The sequence below is a fragment of the Deferrisoma camini S3R1 genome, from assembly GCF_000526155.1.
Classification (GTDB): Bacteria; Desulfobacterota; Deferrisomatia; order Deferrisomatales; family Deferrisomataceae; genus Deferrisoma; species Deferrisoma camini.
The window spans coordinates 4,115,764-4,138,374 of sequence record NZ_JAFN01000001.1; the positions used below are offsets into that span (position 1 = coordinate 4,115,764).

The window sequence follows — 22,611 nt, forward strand, 5'->3', positions numbered from 1 at the left end:
GGGCTTCGGTCAACGCGCAAAGGGCATTAGGCGAGGCAACCGTGTGAAGGGGTTTGCGATTACGTTCCTGGCCGTGGCGGCCTACGGGGCGCTCCACTCCCTGCTGCTCACCGCTCCGGTGCGGCGGGCCGCCGCCGGGGTGCTGGGCGAGGCGGCGTACCGGGGCGTGTTCCGCCTGGCCTACAACGTTCTGGCGACGGCGCTTCTGATTGTGCTGCTCCGCGGCATCGCGGCGCTGCCCGACCGGGGGCTGGTTCGGATCGGGGGGATGGCCGCGGCCGGGCTGTGGTCGCTTCGCCTGGCCGGCCTGGCGGTGATCGCCGTGTGCGTGCGGCGGGTGGGGCTCGGTCGGTTCCTCGGCTGGGAGCACTTCCGCGCCTGGCGCCGGGGGGAGGCCGTGCCGGGGCCGGGCATGGAGGCTGGGGAGCTGGTGGTGGAGGGCCCCTACCGGTACGTGCGCCATCCCATGTACGCGGCCGGTGCGGTGGTGGTGTGGGCCCAGCCCGTGTGGACCTGGAACGGCCTTGCGTTCGCCCTGGCGGCCACGCTGTACCTGTGGCTGGGGTCGCTACACGAGGAGCGTCGGATGCTCGAGGCCTTCGGGAACGCCTACCGCCGTTACCGGCACCGCACCCCGGCGTTCGTCCCCCGGTTCTCCCGGAGCGGCGAGGGGTGACCTGGCTCCTTCTCTCCCTGGCCAGCGCCCTGTCCTGGTCGCTGGCCGACGTGTTCGCCAAGCAGGCCCTGCAGCGGGCCTCGGCGGTTCGGGTCGCCTGGGTACGCACGGCCTTTGCCCTGCCGGTGCTCGGAGCCGTGGCCCTGGCGACGGGGATCACTCGGCCCGTCCCCGCGTTCTGGCCCACGCTTGCGGCGGCGGTGCCCCTGGAGATCGCGGCCGCCCTCCTGTACCAGTGGGCCCTTCGGCTGTCGCCCCTCGGGCTCACCGCCCCGTATCTGGCCTTCACCCCCGCCTTCCTCGTGTTCACCGGTCGGTGGATCCTGGGCGAGGTGCCTGCGGCTCCGGCATACGGCGGCATCGCGCTGGTGTGCGCGGGCGGCTACCTGCTCCACCTGGAGCCGGGCATGGGGTGGCTCGACCCGGTTCGGGCCCTGGGCCGGGAGCGGGGCAGCGTGCTGATGCTGGCCGTGGCGGCCCTGTACAGCGTGACCGCAGCCCTGGGAAAGGTGGCGGTCCTGGCCTCGGACCCGGTGACCTTCGGGCTGGTGTACTACGGGATCCTCACCGCTTGCCTCACCCCCTGGGCCGTGCGGGGGGCGGGGCGTCCGGGGCGTTCGCGGCCCCTGACCCTGGGGCTGGTCGGGCTGTTCTCGGCGGCCATGATCCTGGCCCACTTCTCCGCCATCCGGCTGGCGCCGGCCAGCTACATGATCGCGGTCAAGCGCACGAGCGTGATCTGGTCCATCCTGCTGGGCGGGGTGGTGTTCTCCGAGCGGGGGTGGCGGCGACGGTTGCTCGGCGGGGCGGTCATGGTGGCGGGGGTGGGGCTGATCGCGGCGTCGTTTTGAGGGGCCGTTTGCCCGCTTGACTTTCCCCGGCCGTCTGGTACCCTGCGGCCCGGGTTTTGGGCCCGTCCGGCCCCATCCGGTCGGTCGTTTCGGTTCGGCGTTCCGTCGGGGAGGAAGGCAATGTTCAATTTCGCGGTGTTCCGGAAGTTCGTGACGCTCAACAACGGCCGGCGGGTGCTGCTGCGACCCCTCCTGGAGGAGGACCAGAAGCTCCTGTTCGACCTGTTCCACGAGGCCTCGGAGGAGGACACCCGGTTCCTCAAGGACGAGGTCAAGGAGCCCATCGTGGTGGAGCGGTGGATCGCCAACCTGAACTACGACCGGGTGATGCCCCTGGTGGCGTTCTGCGACGGTCGCATCGTGGGCGACTGCGCGGTGTACCTGGGCACGAAGAGCGCCCGGCACGTGGGGGAGATCCGGATCTTCCTGGCCCAGGACTTCCGGGGGGTGGGGCTGGGGAGCAAGATGATCCTGGAGATGTGCGACGTGTGCAAGAAGCGCGGCCTGTGGTTCCTGAGGGCCGAGGTGATCCTCGATCACGCCAAGGTGGTCAAGGCGTTCCGCCGGCTCGGGTTCGATCTGCGCTGCACCCTGGACGACTACTTCATGCGCAAGGACGGCGTGACCCACGATATCGCCCTGATGATCAAGCGCCTCAAGAAGCCCGAGGAGTACACGTTCTAAGCGCGTTGCCCCACGACGAGGAAACGGCCCTCCCGGATCACCGCAACGGGAGGGCCGTTGTCGTTCATCGACCCGGCGTGGAACTTCGGGCCTTCGGCCCGCCTGAAGGCTGGAAAGCTGGGAGGCTTGAAGACCTCCCGGGTTTCAGCATGCTCCGTAAACCGACACGCCTCTTCGCCTTCACCTCACGGTCCGAAGTCCCCGGTTTTTTCCAGTTTCCAGTCTCTAGTTTCGAGTCTCTAGACGGCCCCCCAGGGGCCTGAGGTAAACCCTTCCCCCCCAGCCGCGTCTACAGGGGCATGGAAGTCATTTTGACCCCCTTCTCGGAAAAGGAGAGGACGATGCGCAAGGGAATCGTAGCGTTGGCGATGGTGGCGTTGTTGGCCGGGTTCTCGGCGACGGCAGAGGCGCGGGGCGGCAGGGGCGGCCGGTTCGGGGGAGGAAGCCCGGCAGGTGCCGCCTTCGGGATGCAGGGCTCCGCGCGCGGCACGATGGGGGGCCAGCGCGGGGATATGACTCGCCAGCAAAAAAGGTTAAGGGACGGGAGCGGCAGGGCGGATCAGCAAAGGAGCCGGCTCCGGGTTCGGGATCCCTCCACCCACTCGACCGACTCGACCGAGATGGCCCCGACGCCGTGAGGGGGGGTAGGGTAAGGTAACGAAGGCGCCGGGACATGGGTCCCGGCGCCTTCGTCATGGCGGTGCATCCGCTTCACTCCCCGATGATCTTCACCAGCACCCGTTTGCGGCGGCGGCCGTCGAACTCCCCGTAGAAGATCTGCTCCCACGGCCCGAAGTCGAGCCTGCCGTCGGTCACGGCCACCACCACCTCCCGGCCCATCACCGTGCGCTTCAGGTGGGCGTCGCCGTTGTCCTCGCCCGTGCGGTTGTGCAGGTACCGGCTGAGGGGCTCGTGGGGCGCGAGCCCCTCGAGCCACCGCTCGAAGTCCTGGTGGAGCCCGGGCTCGTCGTCGTTGATGAACACCGAGGCCGTGATGTGCATGGCGTTCACCAGGCACAGCCCGTCCCGGATGCCGCTCTCCTCCAGGCAGGCCTCGACCTGGGGGGTGATGTTGAGGAACGCCCGGCGGGTGGGGGTCTGGAACCAGAGTTCCTTGCGGTAGCTTTTCACCTCGATTCTCCTTCGATCGCGTCTTTCCAGGGGACGGTGCGGCCGGGGAAGCTCTGCGCGCCCGAATCTACTCCGAGGCGCCGAGGCGGTCTATGAACGCCGCGGGTCGCAGCACTGTGATTCCCGGGATCCCGGTAACCGCCAGCAGGTGACGGTCGCCGCTCACGATGAATTCTGCGGTTCCCCCAAGGGCCGCCTCGATGAACTTGAGGTCGTGAGGGTCCGCGCAGACCCTGGGCTCGCCGCAGGCCGGTTCGACGAGGATTGTCTTGGAGGCCAGAAGGCGGAGAACCGGCTCCGGGTTGATCGAGGGGTATCGCGCGGCGATGCGCCGGAGAACCGCCTCGTACTCCGTCAGGATCTCCTCGGACACCGCGATCTCGATTCTCCCATCGCGCCACGCGTCGAGGATCGCCTGGGGCACGCCCCCGAAAAACACGGCCGAGACCACGACGTTTGTGTCGACGACGACCCTCATACCCCCCGCCGCACCTCGTCGACGATCGCCCGCGCAGCCTCCGGCGTCAGCCCGGCTTCCCGTGCCTGGCGCCGCGTCTCGGCGATGATCTCGTCGAACTCGTCGGGATCTGGCGGGGTGATCGTCTTGAGCACCACCGCATCCCCCTTCCCGACAACCACGAATTCCGTGCCGGGCCGGAGGCCCAGGGCCTTTCGGATGGCTTCTGGGATCACCACCTGCCCCTTCGAGGACAGCCGCGTCGTTGCCAAACGACTCATGGAATCCTCCTTGGAGGCGCGCGATGCACGCCTGGTTTGCTTACCAGTAAGAAAGCCTAGCCGCGCCCATGGGCCGGGTCAAGCGCCGCCCTGCCCCGGAGACTCCGACTTTGACGAACCCCGATACCGGGTCCATATTGGAGCCCCTCAAGACTCCCCCGGAACGGAAAGGAGCCCGCCCATGAGCCCGTTGGACCTGTTCTGGATCTTCTTCATGGCCTCGGCCCTCCAACCGCTCTTTCGCCAGCGCATGGTGGAAGCGGCCCGGAAGCGGCTGATCGCCCGGATCGAGAAGGAGCGGGGATCCCGAGTGATCCTGATGGTGCACCGCCAGGAGACCATGAGCGTGCTGGGGTTCCCGGTGTTCCGGTACATCGACATCCACGACTCGGAGGAGGTGATCCGGGCGATCCAGATGACCGACTCCGACGTGCCCATCGACATCGTGCTCCACACCCCGGGTGGGCTGGTGCTGGCCTCGTACCAGATCGCCCGGGCCATCGCCCGCCATCCGGCCAAGACCACGGTGTTCGTTCCCCACTACGCCATGAGCGGCGGAACCCTGATCGCCCTGGCGGCCGACGAGATCGTGATGGGCGAGCACGCCGTGCTGGGTCCGGTGGATCCCCAGCTCGGCCAGCAGCCGGCCGCGAGCATCCTGAAGGTGCTGGAGCAAAAGCCGGCCGAGAAGATCGACGACCAGACCCTGATCCTGGCCGACGTGGCCCAGAAGGCGATCCGGCAGGTGCGCGACAGCGTGCGGGGGCTCCTCGAGGGCAAGTACCCCCAGGACAAGGTGGACGAGCTGGCCGAGATCCTGTCCACCGGTACCTGGACCCACGACCACCCCATCACCTGCGACGAGGCCCGGGACCTGGGGCTGAACGTCACGACCGAGATGCCCAACCCCATCTACGAGCTCATGGGGCTTTTTCCCCAGCCGGTGCGGCGGGTGCCGTCGGTGGAGTACCTGCCGGTGCCCCGGCACCGCGAGGGCCGGAACGGCGGGGACAAGGCCCAGGGCTAGTGTTCCGTTTCGCAAAAACGTACGCGGATTGCGGCGGTTGGGCTGGGGGCTCCGACGAAGCGCGACGGCCGAGCAGCCGGGCCGCCCGGCGCCAGGGGAGCGGCCGCGGCGCGTGCCCTCACGCGCCGCAGCGGACCGCGCCGAGGCGGCCCCTGCGAGGCCGTTCAGCGAAGGAGGGGCCCCCAGCCCAACCCCTTGGGAAAAGAACGAAACGTCGGAAATGTGACGCTGGTCCGTGGGCCGTCAGCCGCGCCGGGCCCGGGGCTTCACGGTGCTCCGGGACGGCGCGGCCGTCCACGGGTCCTCGGGCCAGCGGTGCTTGGGGTAGCGGCCCCGCATCTCCTTCCGCACCTCTGGGTACACGTTTTCCCAGAAGCTCGCCAGGTCCCGGGTCACGTGCAGGGGGCGGCCGTGGGGGCCCAGGAGGTGCAGCACCACGGCCACGCGGCCCCCGGCCACCCTCGGCGCCTCGGCCCAGCCGAACACCTCCTGGATCTTCACCGGCAGGAAGGGATCGGCGCCGTCCGGGTACTCGACCCGGATCCGGCTGCCGCTGGGGACCTGGATCCGGTCGGGCGCGTCCCGGTCGAGCCGTTGCACGGCCTCCCACCCCAGAAACCCCCGAATGGCCGCGGCCCAGTCCGTGCGCCGGAGGTCCGCGAGCGACAGGGCCCCCCAGCCGGCCTGGCGGAGGAGCCGCTCCCAGTCCCCGGCGGCCCAGGCCGGAAACCCCGCCCCGGGCAGGGCCCGGGCCAGGAACCGGCACCGGGCCACCAGCCGGGCGGCCTCGCCGGACAGGCCCAGGAGCCGCTCCGGGTCCTCCCGCACCACCGGCACCAGGAGCTCCAGGGCCTCCGCCGGGTCCGGGGCCGCGGGCCTCTCCCGAAGCACCAGCCCCTGGTGGGCGGTGACCTCGGCCGCGACGACCCGCTGGGAGGCCGGATCGTACCGGGTCTCGGTGCGGGTCCGGGTCCCGGGGTGGTGCCGGAGCCAGGCCGGGTCCACCTCGCTCGCCCATCGGATCGTGGCTTCGGAGCGCTGCCCGCGGCCCCCGGCGTCGAGCCGAACGGCCACGACCCAGTCGGCCCGGCGCACCCCGCTGCGGGGGTCGAGCCGGGCGCCCCGACCCCCGGCCAGCACGAACCGCTCCGCCCCGGGCTTCCGCCGCCGGGCCACCCGGTCCGGGAACGCGGCCCACAGGGCCCGCAGCAGCCCGTCCGGTCCGTTCGGCTCCCCAGCGGGGCCGGGGTTGCCCACGAGGCGGCGGATCTGCCGGGCCGCGCGCCACACCGCCCGGCACGCCCCGGGCTCCAGGCCCAGGGCCCGGAGCCGTTCCGGCCGGAACCCGGCCCGGTGGGCCTCCTCCAGCAGCTCGATCCGCCACAGCACGTCCGAGGGGCCGGTGGGTGCCTCGTGCCCCCTGCCGAACGCCCGGCCGGCCGCCACCACGTCCCTCTCCTCCAGCAGGGCCGCGGCGAGGGCCCCCCGCCAGGGGCAGCCCTGCCGCGCCGCCTCCAGGGCCAGGGCGGCCAGCCGCGGCGGCAGGGGGAGCCTCCGGAGGGCCTCGCCCAGGGAGGTGATCCGGCCGTCGGATCCAACGGCTCCGAGCAGCCTCAACAGCTCCACCGCGGCCTCCAGCCGGGCGGGATCCGGGGCCTCGAACCACCCGAACGCGGCAGGGTCTGGTGCGCCCCACGCGAGCACCTCCAGCACGGCCCGGCCCAGGTCCTCCCGTCGGACCGCGGGCTGGGGCTCGGCCGGCCGGGCCCGGTCGTCGTGGCGGGTCCACAGCCGGAGAGCGAGCCCGGGGCCCAGGCGGCCGGCCCGGCCGGCCCGCTGGGCCGCGTTGGCCCGGCTCACCGGGACGGTCTCGAGCCGGTCGATCCCGGTCGCGGGGTCGTGGCGAAGCTCCCGGGCGCAGCCCGAGTCCACCACGGTACGCACCCCGGGCAGGGTCAGGCTGGTCTCGGCCACGTTGGTGGCCAGGATCACCCGGGGCCGGGCCGCCGGCGCCAGGGCCGCGTCCTGCCGCTCGGCCGGCAGGTCCCCGTGCAGGGGAACCAGGTCGGCCCCGGCGTCTGCGGCCCAGCCTTCCAGGGCCCAGGCGGTGCGCCGGATCTCGGCCGCCCCGGGCAGGAACGCGAGCACGTCGCCCCGGCCCTCCGGCCGGTGGGACCAGACCCGGCGGACCCCCCGGGCGACCCGCAGGGGGAGGGGATCCGGGTCGGGCCGGTCCAGGTACCGGATCTCCACCGGGTGCGGCCGGCCCGGCACCTCCAGGACCGGGGCGCCCAGGAACCGCGCCACGGGCCCGGGGTCCAGGGTGGCCGAGCACACCACCACCTTGAGGTCGGGCCGCAGGGCCTCTCGGACCTCCCGGAGGAACGCCAGGGCCAGGTCCGCCTCGAGGCTGCGCTCGTGGAACTCGTCGAGGACCACCGCGCCCACCCCGGCCAGCTCCGGGTCGGCCTGGAGCCGGGATACGAGCACCCCCTCGGTCACGTACCAGATCCGGGTGGCGGCCGTGCCGCACCGGTCGTGCCGCACCTGGTACCCCACCTCCCGCCCCAGCGCCCACCCGTTCTCCCGGGCCACCCACCGGGCCGCGGCCCGGGCGGCCACCCTCCGGGGCTCCAGCACCACGCAGGCCCCCCCGGCCAGCAGCCCCGCGGCCTCCAGGGCCGGCGGGATCCGGGTGGTCTTGCCCGAGCCCGGCGGAGCCTTCACCACGGCGGCGCCCCGCCGCGAGAGGGCCGCGCACAGCTCGGGCAGGTGGGGGTCGATGGGCAGGGCGATTTTGCCCGGAGCCGGCGCTGGAGTACCCTGGTGCGCGTTCACGTTCCTGTGATCCCGTGGGAGGTGGAGCATGAAGGTCGTCCTAAAGTACGGCACCCAAGGGCTTCCGGTCGAGATCGAGCCCACGCCCGGGTTCCAGGGCGTGATCACCCCTTCCGAGCCCGGCCCGCTGGCCGACCCGGCCGGGGCCGTGGCCCGGAGCCTCGCCCGGCCGATCCGCAGCCGGCCCCTGGCCGAGATCGCCCGCGGTCGGGGCAGCGCCTGCGTGGTGATCAGCGACATCACCCGGCCGGTGCCCAACCCGGTGCTCCTGGGGCCGATCCTGCGCACCCTGGAGGAGGCCGGGGTGCCCCGGGAGCGGACCCTGATCCTGGTGGCCACGGGCATGCACCGGCCCAGCACCCCGGAGGAGCGGGAGCGGCTGGTGGGCCGGGAGGTCCTGGACCGCTACCGGGTTGTGGACCACCGCAGCCGGGCGGCCGAGGACCTGGTGGAGGTGGGGCGGCTCGACGGCGACGTGCCGGTGTGGATCAACCGCCACTACGTGGAGGCCGAGTGCAAGGTGCTCACCGGGTTCATCGAGCCCCACATGTGGGCCGGGTACTCGGGGGGCCGCAAGTCCCTGCTTCCCGGGATCTCGGGCCTGGAGACGCTCCAGCACATGCACGGGCCGGAGATGGTGGCCCATCCGGGCACGGTGTACGGCAAACTCGACGGCAACCCGTTCCACGAGGCCGGCCTTCGGGTGCTCGGGATGGTGGGGGCCGACTTCGTCGTGAACGTGACCCTCGACACGTCCAAGCGGGTCACGGGGGTGTTCTCGGGCGATCCCGTCGAGGCCCACCGGGAGGGATGCTCGTTCCTCGCCCGCCACTGCGTGCGCGAGGTGGACGGGCCGCTCGATTTCATCGTCACCACGAACGCCGGGGCCCCGCTCGACTGCAACCTGTACCAGACCGTGAAGGGGATGACCGGCGCGGCCCCGGTGGTCAAGCCCGGGGGCGACATCCTCATCGCCAGCCGGTGCCCCGAGGGGGCCGGCAGCGCCGAGTACCGGAGGATCCTGGAGATGGTGGACACCCCCCGCGCGTTCCTGGACCGGCTGATGAGGAGGGAGTTCTTCGTGCCCGACCAGTGGTGCGCCCAGGAGACCTACCAGGTGGTGGTGGAGCGCAACGTGTGGATCCACACCGAGGGGCTCGCGCCCGAGGAGCTCGAGCGGTTCCACCTGCGGCCCGTGGCCGACGTGGCCCAGGGGATCCGGGATCTGCTGGCCCGCCACGGCCCCCACGCCCGCTGGGCCGTGGTCCCGGACGGGCCCATGGTGATCCTGCGGCTGGCCGGGAACCGCTGAGGCCGGATAGCGCGGTCAGCCGCCCCCTGTGATCCGCTTCCGGCCGCGGGCCCGGGCCGCGCCGCGGCCCCGGCGGGCCTTGGCGGCGAGCCCGGTCTCCAGGGCCAGGATCTCCCGGAACGGGTGCTGGAGCTGGCGGGTCTGGATGGTGACCACGGTGTCGGTGATGGTGCCGTACCGGGTGGGGTCGCCGCTGGAGGCCACGTGGTGGGAGATCACGTCTTGGAGCTCGGTCTCGGTGCCGAGCCGGATGTGGGCCTCGTCCATGGCCACCATGTCGGCAATGGCGGGCTTGGCCCGGTGCTGGATGAAGTGCTGGGCCCCCAGGGTGGCCGCGCGCAGGGCGTGGCCGCCGTCCCAGCCCAGGGCGGTGAGCCCGATGAACACGCCGGTGAACACGTCGCCCGCCCCCAGGGTGGAGACCAGGTTGGTCACGTAGTCGTCGCCGCACACGATCCGCCGGTCCGCGAACCGGATCTCGATGCCCTCGGGCAGCTCGGCCTTGCGCCAGAACCGCACGGCCCGCTCCCGGGGCAGCCGCTCGGTGTACCGGGCCCCCTGGCTCCCCCCGGTGACCACCACCTTGCCCCCTTCGTAGCTCTCCTCGAACCGGCCCCGGTTCATCCGGTGGGCGATGTGGCTCGCGGTGGCGTCGATCCCCTTCTTGTGGACCAGGTTGTCCACCTCCGCCAGCTCCTCGCGGTTCAGCACCAGGTACTGCACGAACGGCAGCACCGCCGAGTACAGGAAGTCCTTGCGGTACTCGTAGAACCGCTCCTTGTCGGCGGCGTAGAACTTGTCTTCGATCATCCGGTCCACGCACCGCAGCCAGGTGAGGGTGGGGCACAGGTAGGTCCTCACTCCGCTGGCGAACGCGGTCTGGAGCAGCCGGGCCACCAGCCGGACCTCCTCCGGGTTGGTCATGGAGTTGATCACCAGGTGGGTCTCCACGAACGCCGGATCCCGCCGCAGCCGGTACTCGATGTCGAAGTAGGTCTGGTTCAGCCGCTCCCGCGGGATCACCTCCTCGTTGCTCCGGGCGGTGAGGATGATGCGGTCCCGCGCCGCGCCGTCGTCCTCGACCAGGGTGAGCACGTACGAGATCCGGGGCAGCAGCCCGTCCACGTGGAGCTCCTCGGGGGTGCCCGTGGACACGCCCATGCGCTCGTACAGGTCCCGCACCATGGGGTAGCGCGGGTCGTTGGTGTCGAAGAAGAACCGGTGCTCCAGGGCGATGCCCCGGGTCTGGTCCGCGAGCTCCGGGGAGCCGTACAGTGCGTGGAGCTCCTCGAGGATGTTCTTGTTGTTGCCCCCCAGGTGGACCGGCACGGACTCGGGGACCCGCACCACGGCCAGGTCGTCGGCCGACCGGATCCGGTCGGGAAACGCGGCCTTCAGCTCTTCGAGCACGGTGTCGGGGTCTGCGCACAGGGTGTGCTCGAACTGCTGGGCGTGCTTGCCGCCGAACTCTAGGCTGAAGAAGGGCTTCCCGTGGACGTCCTGGAGCGGACGGTTCGCCAGGGGGTTCAGCCACAGCGGCCGTTCGTCGTGGTCGGCCCGGAACTCGAACACGGTGCCGGCCGGAAGCAGGATGCGGGGCCCCACCATCACCGCCCGCCCCTCGGTGGCCCGAACCACCTCGGCCAGGTCCACCCGGAGCATGTAGTCGAACACGGGGATGCCGCCGAGGAGGATGAAACGTTTGCTGGGCTTTTTGGACATGGCGGTTCCTTTCGGGGCTGAGGGGCGGGGTCCACGCGCTCCCGCGCCACCGTGGACCGTAGACCGACGACCGAAGTCACCGTGATAGGGTACCCGGGCGGGCAGGAGAGGAAAAGCCCCCGGGAATTGACCGGCCGGAGGGCGCGGGATAGAGTGAAGAGGCCCGGCTCCCGGTGAGTGCGAGCCGGTGAAGGGTACTTCAATGACTTCGGTCTACGGTCGTCGGTCTTCGGTCTGGGGCCTTCGGCCCGCGTGAGGGCTGGGAGGCTAGTCTCTAGTTTCTAGTTTCTAGTCTCTAGCCCGCAGGGGCCTGACGAGGCTTCCCACCAACGAGAGGAAGGCATGGAACCGCGGGACGAGACCCCCAACGGGTTTCTACGGTTTTTCGGGTTGGAGACCGGCGAGAAGGCCCGGGAGACGCTCCTGTGGGCGCTTCCCTACCTCGCCCTGATGGCCGCCGCCTTGGTCGGGATGTCGCTCCTGGTCCAGTGGCTCTGGCCGGTGGCCGGGTGGGTCCACGCGGTGGCGATCGGGCTGGCCCTGATATACCTGTTCGCGTTCCTCGCCCGCATGCGCCAGATGGCGGCCGAGGTCCGGGCCGGGGACGGGGGGCAGGAGGGGGACGAGGCTCCGGAGTGAGCCCCGGAACGAAAAAAACGGCCGGGCCCGCGGGCCCGGCCGTCTGCTCTGAGCTGGAGGCGCCACCCGGATTCGAACCGGGGATGGAGGTTTTGCAGACCTCTGCCTTACCACTTGGCGATGGCGCCCTGCGAAGGATCGTAAAGGTACCCATGCCCGCGGGCGGTTGTCAACCCTCACGGCCCTGCGGGTCCACGGAGCGCCCCCATGCGCCTGCGCCTCGCCCACCTCGCCGTCACCCGCCACGTGAACGGGCCCGGTGACCGCCTGACCCTGTGGGTGCAGGGGTGCGGCCGGGGGTGCCCGGGCTGCTTCAACCCGGAGCTCCAGGGCCCGGCCGGCGGTCGGCTCCTCGCCCCGGCGGCCATGGCGGACCGGGCCGTGGACCTGCTGCCCTGGGACGGGGTGACCCTGTCGGGGGGGGAGCCGTTCGATCAGGCCGGGGCGCTGGTCGCGTTCCTCGACCGGTTGCGCGCCGCGGTGCCCCACCGGTTCGACGTGGTGGCGTTCACCGGTTACCTGAGCGAGGAGCTCGAAGCCGGGCCCGAGGACCGGAAGGCCCTGCTGGCCTGGGTGGACCTGCTCGTGGACGGCCCGTTCCGGGGCGACCTGCCCCCCCGCCCCCCCCTGCGGGGCTCGGCCAACCAGCGCCTGCTGGCCCTGACCCCCCGGGGAGAGGAGCTGCTGGCCCTCGCCCGGCGTTTGCCCGCGGACGTGCTGGTGAGCCTGGGGCCCTCCGGCGAGGTCGTGGTGAGCGGGTTCCCTCCGCCGGACCTCCTCGACTCCCTCCGCCGTCGCCTCGGACGGCCAGCCTCCGCGGAGTGACTTCGGTCGTTGGTCGCCGGTCGTCGGTCTGGGGCCTTTGGCCTGCGCGCGGCCCCCTTCCCCCGAGTAAACTTTCTTTACATTCCGCCGCCGTGCTTTACAGTGGATCGGTGCGCGGTTCTCGTGAAAATCAAACGAGGTCTTGTGGGGTGGTAGAGGGCGGGCGGGTTTCCCGCCTTTCTTGGTTTTCCGAAGAGCCGGGCACGGTTCGTGCAGAAGGACACGCGTCACCCAGGCCGCGCCGCGGTCGCGCGGGAAAGGAGGAGAGCATGCGAGGCAAACGGTGGATCGGAAAAGCGTTGAGAATGGCGGGGGTGCTGGCGGCGGCGGGAGCCCTTGCCGCCCCGGCGTGGGCGGCCAAGCCGATCAAGCTGGGGGCGCCCCTGTCCACGGCGTACCTGTACGGGTGGGATGCGGAGCGGGGCATCCGGCTGGCCGTCGAGGAGATCAACGCGGCCGGCGGGGTCAAGGTGGGCGGCGAGATGCGGCCGTTCGAGGTGGAGGTGATCGACACCCGCGACCTGGAGCCCGGCGTTCCGGTGGACGACGCGATCAAGGCGGTGGAGAAGCTCATCCTCCAGCACAAGGTGGACTTCCTGGTGGGCGGGCCGGTGCGCTCCGAGGCCGCCCTGGCGGTCCTGGACCTGCTGAGCCGCTACAAAAAGGTGTCCATCGTGTCCACGGGCGTGCTGTCGCCCGCCTACCACAAGACGATCGCCAAGAACTACGACAAGTACAAGTACGCCTTCCGGATCTCGAACGAGATCGTGAACATCATCGTCAACGAGATCATGGCGGTGTTCAAGAAGCTGCGCAGCGACTTCGGTCTCGAGCGGGTCTACATCATGGTCCAGGACGTGGCCCACGCGCGCAAGTCCGGCGAGGTGGTGGAGAAGTTCCTGAAGAAGGCCGGGTTCACGGTGCTGGGCCACGACGTGTACCCCACCGGCAACACCGATTTCGCCCCCGGCCTCCTGAAGGCCCGCAAGGGCGAGGCCCAGATCCTGTTCATCTTCATGGACATGCCCGAGACCGCGATTCTACTCAAGCAGTGGAAGAACTTCCGGATGAAGAGCGTGCCGTTCGGGTTCATGTCCGCGGCCGAGCAGCCGGGGTTCTGGAAGGCCTCGAACGGCAACTGCGAGTACACCATCGTGGACGTGATCAACGGCGGGAACGCCCCGGCCGAGATCACGCCGTGGACCATGAAGTTCGTCAACGCCTACAAGAAGCGCTGGGGCCTGGAGCCCGAGGGGTACGGCACCAGCTCCAGCTACATGGCCGTGTACGCCCTGAAGGACGCCATCGAGCGGGCCGGCACGCTCGATCCGGACGCCGTGGTCAACGCCCTGGAGACCATCGACCTGATGGGCGTGTACGGGCGGATCCGGTTCGACCCCAAGAGCCACCAGGTCATCCCGTCCACCGACCCCAACAAGGGAGCCATCTCGGCGTTCTTCCAGTGGCAGGACGGCAAGCGGGTGGTGTTCTGGCCCGAGGCCGGGGCCATGGGCACGCTCAAGCTGCCCCCCTGGATGAAGGAATAGGGGCGCAGGGGGTGGGGCCCCCGCCCCGCCCCCTGCCGCTCGGCGACGCTCCGAAGGGAACGCCATGGACATCGTGATCTACGGGTTCATCCAGAGTGTGGCGCTGCTGCTCATGGCCTTCGGGTTCAGCCTGGTGTACGGCGTGAGCCGGCTGCCCAACTTCGCCCACGGCGCCCTGTACGTGCTGACCGGGTTCGTGGCCTGGGCGTTCGTGAACCGGGCCGGGTGGCCCTACCCCCTGGCCGTGGTCGGCGCCTTGGCCGTGGCCGGGCTGGCCGGGCTGCTGCTCTACCAGTTCGTGCTCAAGCGGATCCGGGGCATGGAGATGTCGGAGGTGATCGCCTCGTACGCCATCGGGCTGGCCATCCTCGAGGGGCTGCGGTGGTGGGGGTTCCGGGGCGGCACCCACGCCCTGCCCACCGTGTCGGACGGGGTGGTGTTCCTGTTCGACGTGCCCGTGGACCACCAGCGGATCCTGGTGGTCGGCGTGGGGGCGGCGCTGCTGGTGGGGATCTGGGCCTACACCCGGTTCTCCAAGGCGGGCCTGGCCCTGCGGGCCATCGCCCAGGACGAGCGGGCGGCCATGATGCTGGGCATCGACTCCGACCGCACCGGCATGCTGGCCGTGGCCCTGGGGTCGGCCCTGGCCGGCCTGGCCGCGGTGGTGATCTTCCCCCTCGGGAGCATCGTGATCGAAGAGGGGTACAAGGTGCTGATCTACGCCCTGGCGGTGTGCGTGGTGGGGGGGCTGGGCAGCTGGGTCGGCACGGTGCTGGCCTCGTTCCTGCTGGGGTTCGCCCAGTACGTGACCGTGGCCTACGGAAAGCCCCACTACCAGATGGTGGTGATGCTGCTGGCCATCGTGGTGACCCTGGTGGTCCGGCCGTCGGGGCTGTTCGGCCGGCAGAAGTCCTTGGAGGAGCGGGTGTGAACGCGCAACCCCAGCGAAGGAAGGAACGGATCGACCGGGGCATCAAGGCCCGGGCCGAGACCATCTACGCCCTGAGCTCCCTGGAGGAGCTGGCCTACCTGCTGGGCCCGAGGCTCCTGTTCATCGTGGGCTTCCTGGCCCTGCCCCTGATTCTGGCGCCGTGGCCCTACTGGCACCGGGTGGCCCTGTCGGTGTGCGTGCTGGGCCTGGTGTCGGTGTCGTTCGACTTCCTGGCAAACCAGGTGGGCCTGGTCTCCCTGGGCGGGGCGTTCTTCTTCGGGGTGGGCGGGTACACGGCGGCCCTGCTGAACACGGCCTGGGGGCTGCCGCCGGTGCTCGCGATCGGGCTGGCCACCGTGGTGGGCGCCGGCATCTGCGCCGTGCTGATCTCGCCGTGCCTGCCCCTGCGGGGCATCTACTTCGCCATCGTGACCCTGATGTACCCCCTACTGATGACCCGCATCATCGAGGCGGCCGACATCCTGGGCGGCACCGAGGGGTTCCGGGGCATCGCCGGGTTCTCGTCGGTGTGGACCGAGGCCTACGGGCTGATCCTGGGGCTCCTGGTGGGGGTGTTCGGCCTGCGGCGGTACCTGGCCGAGGACGCCGGCCTGGTGATCCGGGCCGTCAAGGAGAACGACCAGTCGGTGCGAGCCTCGGGCATCAGCGTGGCCGGCGTGCGGTTCAAGGCCCTGTACCTGGCCGGGCTGCTCGGCTGCTTCGCCGGCGCCTACTACGTGCACATGTATCGGAGCGTGGGGATCTCGGCGTTCGCCCTGGATCTGTCGATCCTGCCGATCGCGGCCACCGTGATCGGGGGGGGCGGCACCCTGGTGGGGCCGGTGATTGGAAGCCTGATCCTGGTGCCCCTGTCCGAGGTGCTCCGGGACTTCGGGTCGCTGCGGATCGTGGTGTACTCGCTGGTGCTGGCCGGGTTCGTGGTGTTCCGCAGCGAGGGGATCCTGGTGTTCGCCGCGCGCAAGTACCAGCAGTTCGAGAGGTGGGTCGAGGTATGAGCGGAACCGGTCCGATCCTGGAGCTGCGCAACGTGTCCATGCACTTCGGCGGTATCCGGGCGGTGGAGAACGTGAGCTTTCGGGTGGAGCCCGGAGAGGTGGTGGGCATCATCGGCCCCAACGGGTCGGGCAAGACCACCCTGATCAACTGCATCACCGGGTTCCTGAAACCCACCCGGGGCAAGGTGCTGTTCCACGGCCGCGACATCACAGGCATGCCGGCCCACAAGGTGGCCCAGCTCGGCATCACCCGCACGTTCCAGATCATGCGGCCGTACCACTCCCTGCCGGCCTACAAGAACCTGGTGGTGCCTCTGTGCTCGCCCCGGGCCCGCCGCACCGGCGGGTGGCGGGGCGGGGGCCGGCACGGCGACCGCGACACCGTGGCCCTCGACATCCTGGAGGAGCTGGGGTTCGAGCGGGACTCCCGGGTGCCCTTTCAGGCGGCCGGCACCCTGCCCACCGGGTACCTGAAGCGCCTGGAGCTGGGCCGGTGCCTGGCCCTGAGCCCCGAGGTGCTGATCTGCGACGAGGTGTTCTCGGGCCTGTCGGCCAGCGAGATCGCGAGCCTGGTGCCCCTGATCCGCAAGATCAACGAGCAGGGGCTCACGATCCTGATGATCGAGCACCGGCTGCGCGAGCTGTTCCAGGTGGCCCGGAGGGTGGTGGCCCTGTCGTACGGCGAGAAGATCACCGAAGGCCCGCCCGAGGAGGTGACGGCCCACCCCAAGGTGCGCGAGGCCTACCTGGGGTCGGAGGAAGAGGGATGCTAGAGGTCCGGGAACTGCTGGTGTTCTACGAGAACATGCTGGCCCTCAACAACCTCACCCTCCGGTGCGCCCAGGGCCAGGTGGTGGGCGTGTTCGGGGCGAACAGCGCCGGCAAGTCCACCCTGATGTACGCCGTGAGCGGCATCCTCTTGGACATCGCCTACAAAGAGAAGGTGCGCGGGGGCGAGCGGATCACCCAGTTCGGCGAGATCCTCTACGAGGGCGAGCCGGTGGGGCACCTCAAGGCGTTCCAGCGGGCCCGGCGGGGCCTGGTGCTGTGCCCGGAGCGGCGCCGGCTGTTCCCCGAGTGCACCGTGATCGAGAACCTGAAGATCGGGGGGTACCTGGCCACCCGGGCCCAGGTGAAGGAGACCCTGGAGTTCGTGCTGGAGCTGTTCCCCCGGCTCCAGGATCTGCGGCGGCGCCAGGCCGGGTTCCTGAGCGGGGGCGAGCAGCAGATGGTGGCGATCGGCCGGGCGCTCATGGCCCAGCCCAGGCTGCTGCTCCTGGACGAGCCCCTCCTGGGGCTCGCGCCCTCCATCCAGCACGACGTGATGCAGGCGGTGCCCAAGATCCGGTCGGAGCGGGGGGTCACGGTGGTCGTGGCCGAGCAGTACGCACGGCCGGTGCTGCCGTACGTGGACTACGCCTACATCGTGGAGAACGGCTCCACCGTGCTCGAGGGCACCCGGCAGGAGCTGCTGGACAACCCCGACGTGCGCGCCGCCTACCTCGGGGGCATGGGGTAATGTGGCCGAAGGCCCCCAGACCGTGGACCGTGGACCGATGAACGACGAACGCCTGTACACGCTGGAAGGTCTCAGGATTCCCGAGGAGGGGGGCGGGGAGTACACGTACACCCGGTTCTTCCGGATGGCCGAGCGCTACCTGGGCCGGACGGCCCTGGTGTACCTGGGCACCCGGTACACCTACCGGTGGCTGCGCGAGGCCGTGGAGCGGTTCGCCACGGCCCTGGCCCGGCTGGGGGTGGGGCCCCAGGACCGGGTCATGCTGTACCTGGCCAACTGCCCCCAGTGGGTGGTGGCCAACTTCGCGGTCCAGCGGATCGGGGCCGTGGTGGTGCCGGTGTCGCCCATCTACACGGCCCACGAGCTCCAGTACCTGGTGGAGGACGCCGGGGTGGAGACCGTGATCTGCCAGGACACGAACTTCGGTTACGTGCAGGAGGTGCTCGAGCGCACGGGGCTCCAGCGGATCGTGGTGACCAACCTGACCGAGCTGCTCCCCCGGTGGAAGACCGCGGTGGGCCACCTGCTCGACCGCATCCCCCGGGGCCGGGTGGCCTGGGGCGAGGCCGTGCACCGGTTCGGGGAGCTGCTGCGCCGCACGCCCCCCTCGCCGCCCGAGGTGGAGGTGGACCCCTGGCGGGACCTGGCCTACATCATGTACACGGGCGGCACCACCGGGTTCCCCAAGGGCGTGCCGGGCAACCACGCCACCGAGGTGGGCTACATCCGCGACGTGATGGAGGAGGTGCTGGCCCCGGGCATCGAGCAGGGCACGGACCGCATCATCATGGTCAACCCCCTGTACCACATCATGGCCAAGGGGTTCCTGATCGCCACCACCTTGAACTACGGCAACACCGCGGTGCTCATGCCCGTGCCCCACGTGGACGCCGTGCTGCGGGAGATCGAGCGGCACCGGGTGCGGTGGTTCCTGGGGGTGCCGGCCCTGTACCGCATGATCCTGGAGCACGACCGGGTGGACCAGTACCGGCTCGACTCGCTGCGCTACTGCTTCTGCGGGGGTGACGTGCTGCCCCGCGAGGTGTTCAACCGGTGGCGCGAGCGCACCGGCGTGGCCATCCGGCAGGTCTACGGCGCCACCGAGGTGGGCCACGTGGCCTACGGGCGGCTCGACGAGGAGCCCGAGCCCGACGTGATCGGCCGGCCCCTGCGCTCCTACCGGTGCCGGGTGGTGGACCCCGAGACCCTGGAGCCGGTGCCCCGGGGCGAGGTAGGGGAACTCCTGGTGACCTCGGACTTCACGATCAAGAGCTACTGGAACAAGCCGGTGGAGACCGAGAAGGCCTATGTGGAGCTGGACGGCGAGATCTTCTACCGTATGGGCGACTTCGTGAGCGAGTCGGAGCACGGGCACCTGCGGTTCATGGAGCGCACGGCCGACGTGATCAAGTACAAGGGGTACCGGGTGAGCGCCTCCGAGGTGGAGGCCGTGCTCCAGGACCACCCCACGGTGGTGGGGGCCTGCGTGGTGGGGGTGGAGGACCCCAAGGTGGGCGAGCGGATCAAGGCCATCGTGGTCCTGAAGCACGACGCCAAGGGGGTGGCCGGCACCGAGCTGCGCAAGTGGTGCAAGGAGCGGCTCGCGCCCTACAAGGTGCCCCACTACATCGAGTTCCGCGACATGCTGCCCAAGAGCAAGGTGGGCAAGCTCCTGCGGCGCGAGGTGCGCGAGGAGGAGCGGCGCAAGGCCCAGGGGGCGTAGGGGTGGGCCTTCGGCCCGCTGCGCGGCTGGGCAGCTAGGCGGCTGGGCAGTTGGGCGGATAGCTGCGGGCCATTCCGGAACGCCACACCAATTTCTGATCCGAGAGGGTTCTTGATCTCCATGAAACGTTGGGGGGTGGCACTGGCATCGGTTCTTCTGGCGGCCGCCTTGCTCGTCTGGGTCACCCGCACCGCGGACCGGATCCGGGACGAGGCCCTGGAGCGGTTCTTCGAGCAGTACAACCACCAGCAGCTCCTCCTGGCCCGGCAGGCCGGCCGGACCATCGAGGGCATCTTCGCCACCTTCCGCCGCAACCTCTCTCTCGTGGCCAGCCTGTTCGAGCAGGGGCAGGTCACGGCGGACGAGGCCCGCCGGTTCTCCAACAGCCTGCGCCGGATCTACGAGACCCTCTCGGACCTCCCCATCATCGACCTGGTGGTGTTCGACCGCGAGGGCACGGTGGTGGCCATCGTACCCGAGGACGCCTACACCCTGGGCCGCAACTACTCGTGGCGGGGCTACTTCCGCTGGGCCCGGGACCGGGGCCGGCCCGGGCAGGTGTACGTGACCCCCTTCATGACCATGAAGGGCGGCCAGCACCGGGGCGACAAGGCCCTGATCGTGGCCGAGGGCATCTACGGCCCCGGGGGGGAGTTCAAGGGCGTGGTGACCTTCACCGTGAACTTCGACCGGCTGGCCCAGGACCACATCCTGTCGGTGCGGATCGGCAAGGAGGGGTACGCCTGGCTGGTGGACGCGGACGAGCGCAGCGTGCTCGTGGACCCGGCCGGCAAGATCGGGGGCCAGAGCTTCGAGCAGGCGTTCCACGACCGGTGGCCGGTGCTGTATCGCCTGCTGGACCGGGCGGCCCGGGAGCGCCGGCCGGGGGTGGGGTGGTACGAGTTCGAGGACCCCTCCGACCCGGAGAAGACCGTGCGCAAGCTGGTGGGGTACACTCCGGTGCGGGTCCAGCAGCGGGTATGGATCCTGGGGGTGTGCACCCCGGTGCGCGAGGTCGAGGCCGTGATGGGCACCTTCCTGAAGGAGCAGGGCCGGTTCACGGCGGCCGCCATCGGCGCGATCCTCCTGGGAAGCCTGGTGGTGGCCTCGGCCCTGACCGCGTGGAACCGGGCCCTGAGCCGGCGGGTCGAGGCCCGCACCCGCGACCTGAACCGGGCCCGCAGCGAGCTGGAGGCCGCGTTCGACGAGATCGTGGCGGCCAAGCGCATGGCGGCCGCGGGCAACCTGGCCCTGGGCGTGGTCCACGAGATCCGAAACCCCCTGTCCTCGATCCGGATGAACATCCAGATGCTCCGGGAGACCGTGCGCCCCGACGGCGACGCCGAGGAGAACTTCGCGATCATCGAGGAGGAGATCCAGCGCCTGAACGGGCTGCTCCAGGGGATCCTCTCGTTCGCCCGGCCCCAGCACCCCACCGTGGTGCCGGTGGACCTGGGCGGCGTGGTGCGGGGGGTGACCGCCCTGTGCGAGGAGCGGCTCCGCCACGCCGGCATCGACGTGGCCGTGGTCGTGGACGACGGCATGCCGCCCGTGCCGTGCGACCCGGACCAGGTGCGGCAGGTGGTGCTCAACCTGGTGCTGAACGCCACCGAGGCCATGGAGCCGGCCGGGCCGGTGCGGCGGCTCCGGATCGAGGTGGGGCGGGACGGTCCCTGGGCCGTGGTGCGGGTGGCCGACACCGGGCCGGGCATCCCGCCCGAGGTGCTCGAGAACCTGTTCGACCCGTTCGTCACCACCAAGGCGGGCGGCGGCGGGCTGGGCCTGGCCGTGAGCCAGCGGATCGTGCTGCGCCACGGCGGCCGGATCCAGGCGGAGAACGGCCCGAACGGCGGGGCCGTGCTCACCGTGTACCTGCCGGTGGACGGCCCGCCCGCAGGGGAGGAGGCATGAAGACGATCCTCGTGGTCGACGACGACCGCTCGATCCGACGGAGCCTGCTGCTGCACCTGAAGCGCCGGGGGTTCCGGGTGGTCACGGCCGAGACCGCCCGGGAGGGGCTCGAGCACCTGGGCCCCGACGGGCCGGACCTGGTGCTCCTGGACCTGCGGCTTCCTGGCGAGGACGGGTTCTGGTTTCTGGATCAGGTCCGGGACGTGCGGCCCGACACCCCGGTGGTCGTCATCACCGCCTACGACGACATGTCCACCGCGGTGGAGGCCATGCGCCGGGGGGCCTTCGACCACCTGGGCAAGCCCCTGGACCTGGTGCACCTCGACACCGTGATCCGCCGGGCCCTGGACCTGGCCGCCCTGTCCCGCCGGGGCTACGCCTTTGCCGACGCGCCCCCGCCGGTGTACGACCCCCACACCATCGTGGGCCGCAGCCGGGCGATGAAGGAGGTGTACAAGGCCATCGGCGCCGTGGCCGACTCGCCGGCCACCGTGCTGATCCAGGGGGAGAGCGGCACCGGCAAGGAGGTGGTGGCCCGGGCCATCCACTACAACGGCCGGTTCCGCAACGGCCCGTTCGTGGCCGTGTCGTGCTCGGCCCTGGCCCCCACCCTGCTGGAGAGCGAGCTGTTCGGCCACGAGCGCGGCGCGTTCACCGGCGCGGTCCAGGCCAAGCCCGGCAAGTTCGAGCTGGCCGAGGGCGGCACCCTGTTCCTCGACGAGATCTCCGAGGTGCCCCTGGACGTGCAGGTGAAGCTGCTGCGGTTCCTCCAGGAGCGGGAGTTCGAGCGGGTGGGCGGGGTCGAGACCCGCAAGGCCCGGGTGCGGGTGGTGGCGGCCACCAACCGGGACCTGGCCGAGCTGGTGGCCCGGGGGGAGTTCCGCCACGACCTGTACTACCGGCTCCGGGTCGTGACCCTGGAGCTGCCGCCCCTGCGGGAGCGGCCCGAGGACATCCCGCTGCTGGTCTCGTTCTTCCTCGAAAAGATCCGCCACGAGCTCGGCCGCAGCGTGGAGGTGGTGCCCGAGGAGGCGATGGAGATGCTTCGGGCCCACTCCTGGCCCGGCAACGTGCGCGAGCTCGAGAACGCCCTGCGCCGGGCGGCCGTGCTCTCGCCCGGCCGGGTGCTGCTGCCCGAGACCCTGCGGCTGGAGGACGGGGGCCGGCGGGAGCGGCTGCCCCTGTACGTGCGCCCCCTCCGGGAGGTGGAGCGCGAGCACATCGAGAACGTGCTCGCCTACGCCGGCTACGAGAAGAAGCGCGCGGCCGAGATCCTGGGCATCTCCCGCCCCACCCTCGACAAGAAGATCCGCGACTACGGCATCGACCTCCCTACCCGCGGCCCCGGCCGGTGAGGGCCCTTCCTTTGATCCTTGAATGTTTCCTGACCTGAAAACTGTTCGGAAACAATTCTTTTCGGAATAAAAATACCCAGATACGGAAAATGATTTCCCAGGTGGATAGGGATAACGCTGCTGCCCAGAGGTGGATAGGGGCACGCTGCTGTCCAGTAGCGAATCG

The 22,611-nt window shown here is 70.7% G+C and carries 20 protein-coding genes and 1 tRNA gene; 15 read left to right on the plus strand and 6 right to left on the minus strand.

What is annotated here, in order from left to right; translation table 11 throughout:
- Positions 1-43: 43 nt before the first annotated feature.
- The 3 genes from DEFCA_RS24475 to DEFCA_RS21125 all read left to right on the plus strand — a co-directional run bounded on the left by DEFCA_RS24475 (position 44) and on the right by DEFCA_RS21125 (position 2,211).
- Positions 44-676, plus strand: a complete 633-nt coding sequence (locus DEFCA_RS24475) for a methyltransferase family protein (RefSeq protein ID WP_025324417.1) — start codon at positions 44-46, stop codon at positions 674-676.
- Entirely contained in the window at positions 673-1,527 is an 855-nt protein-coding gene (locus DEFCA_RS0118165) for a DMT family transporter (protein WP_025324418.1), read from the plus strand. The genes DEFCA_RS24475 and DEFCA_RS0118165 overlap by 4 nt, the downstream gene beginning before the upstream one ends.
- A gap of 120 nt (positions 1,528-1,647) precedes the next feature.
- Positions 1,648-2,211, plus strand: coding sequence for a GNAT family N-acetyltransferase (locus DEFCA_RS21125; RefSeq protein ID WP_025324419.1), 564 nt, complete (start codon positions 1,648-1,650; stop codon positions 2,209-2,211).
- A 711-nt stretch (positions 2,212-2,922) separates the two neighbouring features.
- On the opposite strand, the gene DEFCA_RS0118180 is transcribed toward DEFCA_RS21125, so the two are convergent.
- The 3 genes from DEFCA_RS0118180 to DEFCA_RS21130 all read right to left on the minus strand — a co-directional run bounded on the left by DEFCA_RS0118180 (position 2,923) and on the right by DEFCA_RS21130 (position 4,080).
- On the minus strand, positions 2,923-3,342 hold the full coding sequence (locus DEFCA_RS0118180) for a secondary thiamine-phosphate synthase enzyme YjbQ (protein WP_025324421.1): 420 nt from the start codon (positions 3,340-3,342) through the stop codon (positions 2,923-2,925).
- Positions 3,343-3,409: 67 nt separating this feature from the next.
- Positions 3,410-3,820: a putative toxin-antitoxin system toxin component, PIN family gene (locus DEFCA_RS0118185; RefSeq protein ID WP_025324422.1), complete on the minus strand. Its 411-nt coding sequence runs from the start codon at positions 3,818-3,820 to the stop codon at positions 3,410-3,412.
- A complete protein-coding gene (locus DEFCA_RS21130; RefSeq protein ID WP_051463292.1) occupies positions 3,817-4,080 on the minus strand; it encodes an AbrB/MazE/SpoVT family DNA-binding domain-containing protein in 264 nt (87 codons plus the stop codon). Before DEFCA_RS21130 ends, DEFCA_RS0118185 begins: the two co-directional genes overlap by 4 nt.
- Before the next feature lie 181 nt (positions 4,081-4,261).
- Between DEFCA_RS21130 and DEFCA_RS0118195 the strand changes: the two genes are divergently transcribed.
- Complete coding sequence (locus DEFCA_RS0118195) at positions 4,262-5,107, plus strand: SDH family Clp fold serine proteinase (RefSeq protein ID WP_025324424.1); 846 nt, start codon at positions 4,262-4,264, stop codon at positions 5,105-5,107.
- 243 nt (positions 5,108-5,350) lie between these two features.
- Here DEFCA_RS0118195 and hrpB read toward each other — a convergent pair whose 3' ends face one another.
- Positions 5,351-7,975: an ATP-dependent helicase HrpB gene (hrpB, locus tag DEFCA_RS0118200; RefSeq protein ID WP_051463293.1), complete on the minus strand. Its 2,625-nt coding sequence runs from the start codon at positions 7,973-7,975 to the stop codon at positions 5,351-5,353.
- On the opposite strand from hrpB, the gene DEFCA_RS0118205 reads away from it, so the two are divergent.
- Entirely contained in the window at positions 7,974-9,257 is a 1,284-nt protein-coding gene (locus DEFCA_RS0118205; RefSeq protein WP_025324426.1) for a nickel-dependent lactate racemase family protein, read from the plus strand. The genes hrpB and DEFCA_RS0118205 overlap by 2 nt on opposite strands.
- 15 nt (positions 9,258-9,272) lie before the next feature.
- Here DEFCA_RS0118205 and DEFCA_RS0118210 read toward each other — a convergent pair whose 3' ends face one another.
- Positions 9,273-10,979 (minus strand): hypothetical protein, encoded by a 1,707-nt coding sequence (locus tag DEFCA_RS0118210; RefSeq protein ID WP_025324427.1) that lies wholly within the window; start codon positions 10,977-10,979, stop codon positions 9,273-9,275.
- Between the two features lie 342 nt (positions 10,980-11,321).
- Here DEFCA_RS0118210 and DEFCA_RS0118215 point away from each other — a divergent pair, with 342 nt between their 5' ends.
- Entirely contained in the window at positions 11,322-11,618 is a 297-nt protein-coding gene (locus tag DEFCA_RS0118215) for a hypothetical protein (protein WP_025324428.1), read from the plus strand.
- A gap of 54 nt (positions 11,619-11,672) precedes the next feature.
- Here DEFCA_RS0118215 and DEFCA_RS0118220 read toward each other — a convergent pair.
- Positions 11,673-11,746 (minus strand) — tRNA-Cys (locus tag DEFCA_RS0118220).
- A 79-nt stretch (positions 11,747-11,825) separates the two neighbouring features.
- On the opposite strand from DEFCA_RS0118220, the gene DEFCA_RS0118225 reads away from it, so the two are divergent.
- The 9 genes from DEFCA_RS0118225 to DEFCA_RS0118265 all read left to right on the plus strand — a co-directional run bounded on the left by DEFCA_RS0118225 (position 11,826) and on the right by DEFCA_RS0118265 (position 22,445).
- Positions 11,826-12,443, plus strand: a complete 618-nt coding sequence (locus DEFCA_RS0118225) for a 4Fe-4S single cluster domain-containing protein (protein WP_025324429.1) — start codon at positions 11,826-11,828, stop codon at positions 12,441-12,443.
- A 269-nt stretch (positions 12,444-12,712) separates the two neighbouring features.
- Positions 12,713-13,990 carry an ABC transporter substrate-binding protein gene (locus DEFCA_RS0118230; protein WP_025324430.1) on the plus strand — a complete coding sequence of 426 codons (1,278 nt, stop codon included), beginning with the start codon at positions 12,713-12,715 and terminating at the stop codon, positions 13,988-13,990.
- Positions 13,991-14,054: 64 nt separating this feature from the next.
- Positions 14,055-14,921, plus strand: coding sequence for a branched-chain amino acid ABC transporter permease (locus tag DEFCA_RS0118235; RefSeq protein ID WP_025324431.1), 867 nt, complete (start codon positions 14,055-14,057; stop codon positions 14,919-14,921).
- Complete coding sequence (locus tag DEFCA_RS0118240) at positions 14,918-15,937, plus strand: branched-chain amino acid ABC transporter permease (protein ID WP_025324432.1); 1,020 nt, start codon at positions 14,918-14,920, stop codon at positions 15,935-15,937. Before DEFCA_RS0118235 ends, DEFCA_RS0118240 begins: the two co-directional genes overlap by 4 nt.
- On the plus strand, positions 15,934-16,710 hold the full coding sequence (locus DEFCA_RS0118245) for an ABC transporter ATP-binding protein (RefSeq protein ID WP_025324433.1): 777 nt from the start codon (positions 15,934-15,936) through the stop codon (positions 16,708-16,710). The genes DEFCA_RS0118240 and DEFCA_RS0118245 overlap by 4 nt, the downstream gene beginning before the upstream one ends.
- Positions 16,704-17,456 (plus strand): ABC transporter ATP-binding protein, encoded by a 753-nt coding sequence (locus DEFCA_RS0118250; RefSeq protein WP_025324434.1) that lies wholly within the window; start codon positions 16,704-16,706, stop codon positions 17,454-17,456. Before DEFCA_RS0118245 ends, DEFCA_RS0118250 begins: the two co-directional genes overlap by 7 nt.
- A 37-nt stretch (positions 17,457-17,493) precedes the next feature.
- Positions 17,494-19,179 carry a class I adenylate-forming enzyme family protein gene (locus tag DEFCA_RS0118255; protein WP_025324435.1) on the plus strand — a complete coding sequence of 562 codons (1,686 nt, stop codon included), beginning with the start codon at positions 17,494-17,496 and terminating at the stop codon, positions 19,177-19,179.
- Between the two features lie 120 nt (positions 19,180-19,299).
- Entirely contained in the window at positions 19,300-21,090 is a 1,791-nt protein-coding gene (locus DEFCA_RS0118260) for a PAS domain-containing sensor histidine kinase (protein WP_169709640.1), read from the plus strand.
- Positions 21,087-22,445, plus strand: coding sequence for a sigma-54-dependent transcriptional regulator (locus tag DEFCA_RS0118265; RefSeq protein WP_025324437.1), 1,359 nt, complete (start codon positions 21,087-21,089; stop codon positions 22,443-22,445). Before DEFCA_RS0118260 ends, DEFCA_RS0118265 begins: the two co-directional genes overlap by 4 nt.
- Positions 22,446-22,611 lie beyond the last annotated feature (166 nt).

What these genes read in the sequence shown, in the direction of transcription:
- DEFCA_RS0118235 (WP_025324431.1), top strand. Translation starts at nt 14,055, where the DNA reads ATGGACATCGTGATCTACGGGTTCATCCAGAGTGTGGCGCTGCTGCTC.
- DEFCA_RS0118215 (WP_025324428.1), top strand. Translation starts at nt 11,322, where the DNA reads ATGGAACCGCGGGACGAGACCCCCAACGGGTTTCTACGGTTTTTCGGG.
- DEFCA_RS0118260 (WP_169709640.1), top strand. Translation starts at nt 19,300, where the DNA reads ATGAAACGTTGGGGGGTGGCACTGGCATCGGTTCTTCTGGCGGCCGCC.
- DEFCA_RS0118210 (WP_025324427.1), bottom strand. Translation starts at nt 10,979, where the DNA reads ATGTCCAAAAAGCCCAGCAAACGTTTCATCCTCCTCGGCGGCATCCCC.
- DEFCA_RS0118185 (WP_025324422.1), bottom strand. Translation starts at nt 3,820, where the DNA reads ATGAGGGTCGTCGTCGACACAAACGTCGTGGTCTCGGCCGTGTTTTTC.
- DEFCA_RS0118225 (WP_025324429.1), top strand. Translation starts at nt 11,826, where the DNA reads ATGCGCCTGCGCCTCGCCCACCTCGCCGTCACCCGCCACGTGAACGGG.
- DEFCA_RS0118265 (WP_025324437.1), top strand. Translation starts at nt 21,087, where the DNA reads ATGAAGACGATCCTCGTGGTCGACGACGACCGCTCGATCCGACGGAGC.
- DEFCA_RS21125 (WP_025324419.1), top strand. Translation starts at nt 1,648, where the DNA reads ATGTTCAATTTCGCGGTGTTCCGGAAGTTCGTGACGCTCAACAACGGC.
- DEFCA_RS0118245 (WP_025324433.1), top strand. Translation starts at nt 15,934, where the DNA reads ATGAGCGGAACCGGTCCGATCCTGGAGCTGCGCAACGTGTCCATGCAC.
- hrpB (WP_051463293.1), bottom strand. Translation starts at nt 7,975, where the DNA reads ATGCTCCACCTCCCACGGGATCACAGGAACGTGAACGCGCACCAGGGT.
- DEFCA_RS21130 (WP_051463292.1), bottom strand. Translation starts at nt 4,080, where the DNA reads ATGAGTCGTTTGGCAACGACGCGGCTGTCCTCGAAGGGGCAGGTGGTG.
- DEFCA_RS0118230 (WP_025324430.1), top strand. Translation starts at nt 12,713, where the DNA reads ATGCGAGGCAAACGGTGGATCGGAAAAGCGTTGAGAATGGCGGGGGTG.
- DEFCA_RS0118205 (WP_025324426.1), top strand. Translation starts at nt 7,974, where the DNA reads ATGAAGGTCGTCCTAAAGTACGGCACCCAAGGGCTTCCGGTCGAGATC.
- DEFCA_RS0118195 (WP_025324424.1), top strand. Translation starts at nt 4,262, where the DNA reads ATGAGCCCGTTGGACCTGTTCTGGATCTTCTTCATGGCCTCGGCCCTC.
- DEFCA_RS0118250 (WP_025324434.1), top strand. Translation starts at nt 16,704, where the DNA reads ATGCTAGAGGTCCGGGAACTGCTGGTGTTCTACGAGAACATGCTGGCC.
- DEFCA_RS0118255 (WP_025324435.1), top strand. Translation starts at nt 17,494, where the DNA reads ATGAACGACGAACGCCTGTACACGCTGGAAGGTCTCAGGATTCCCGAG.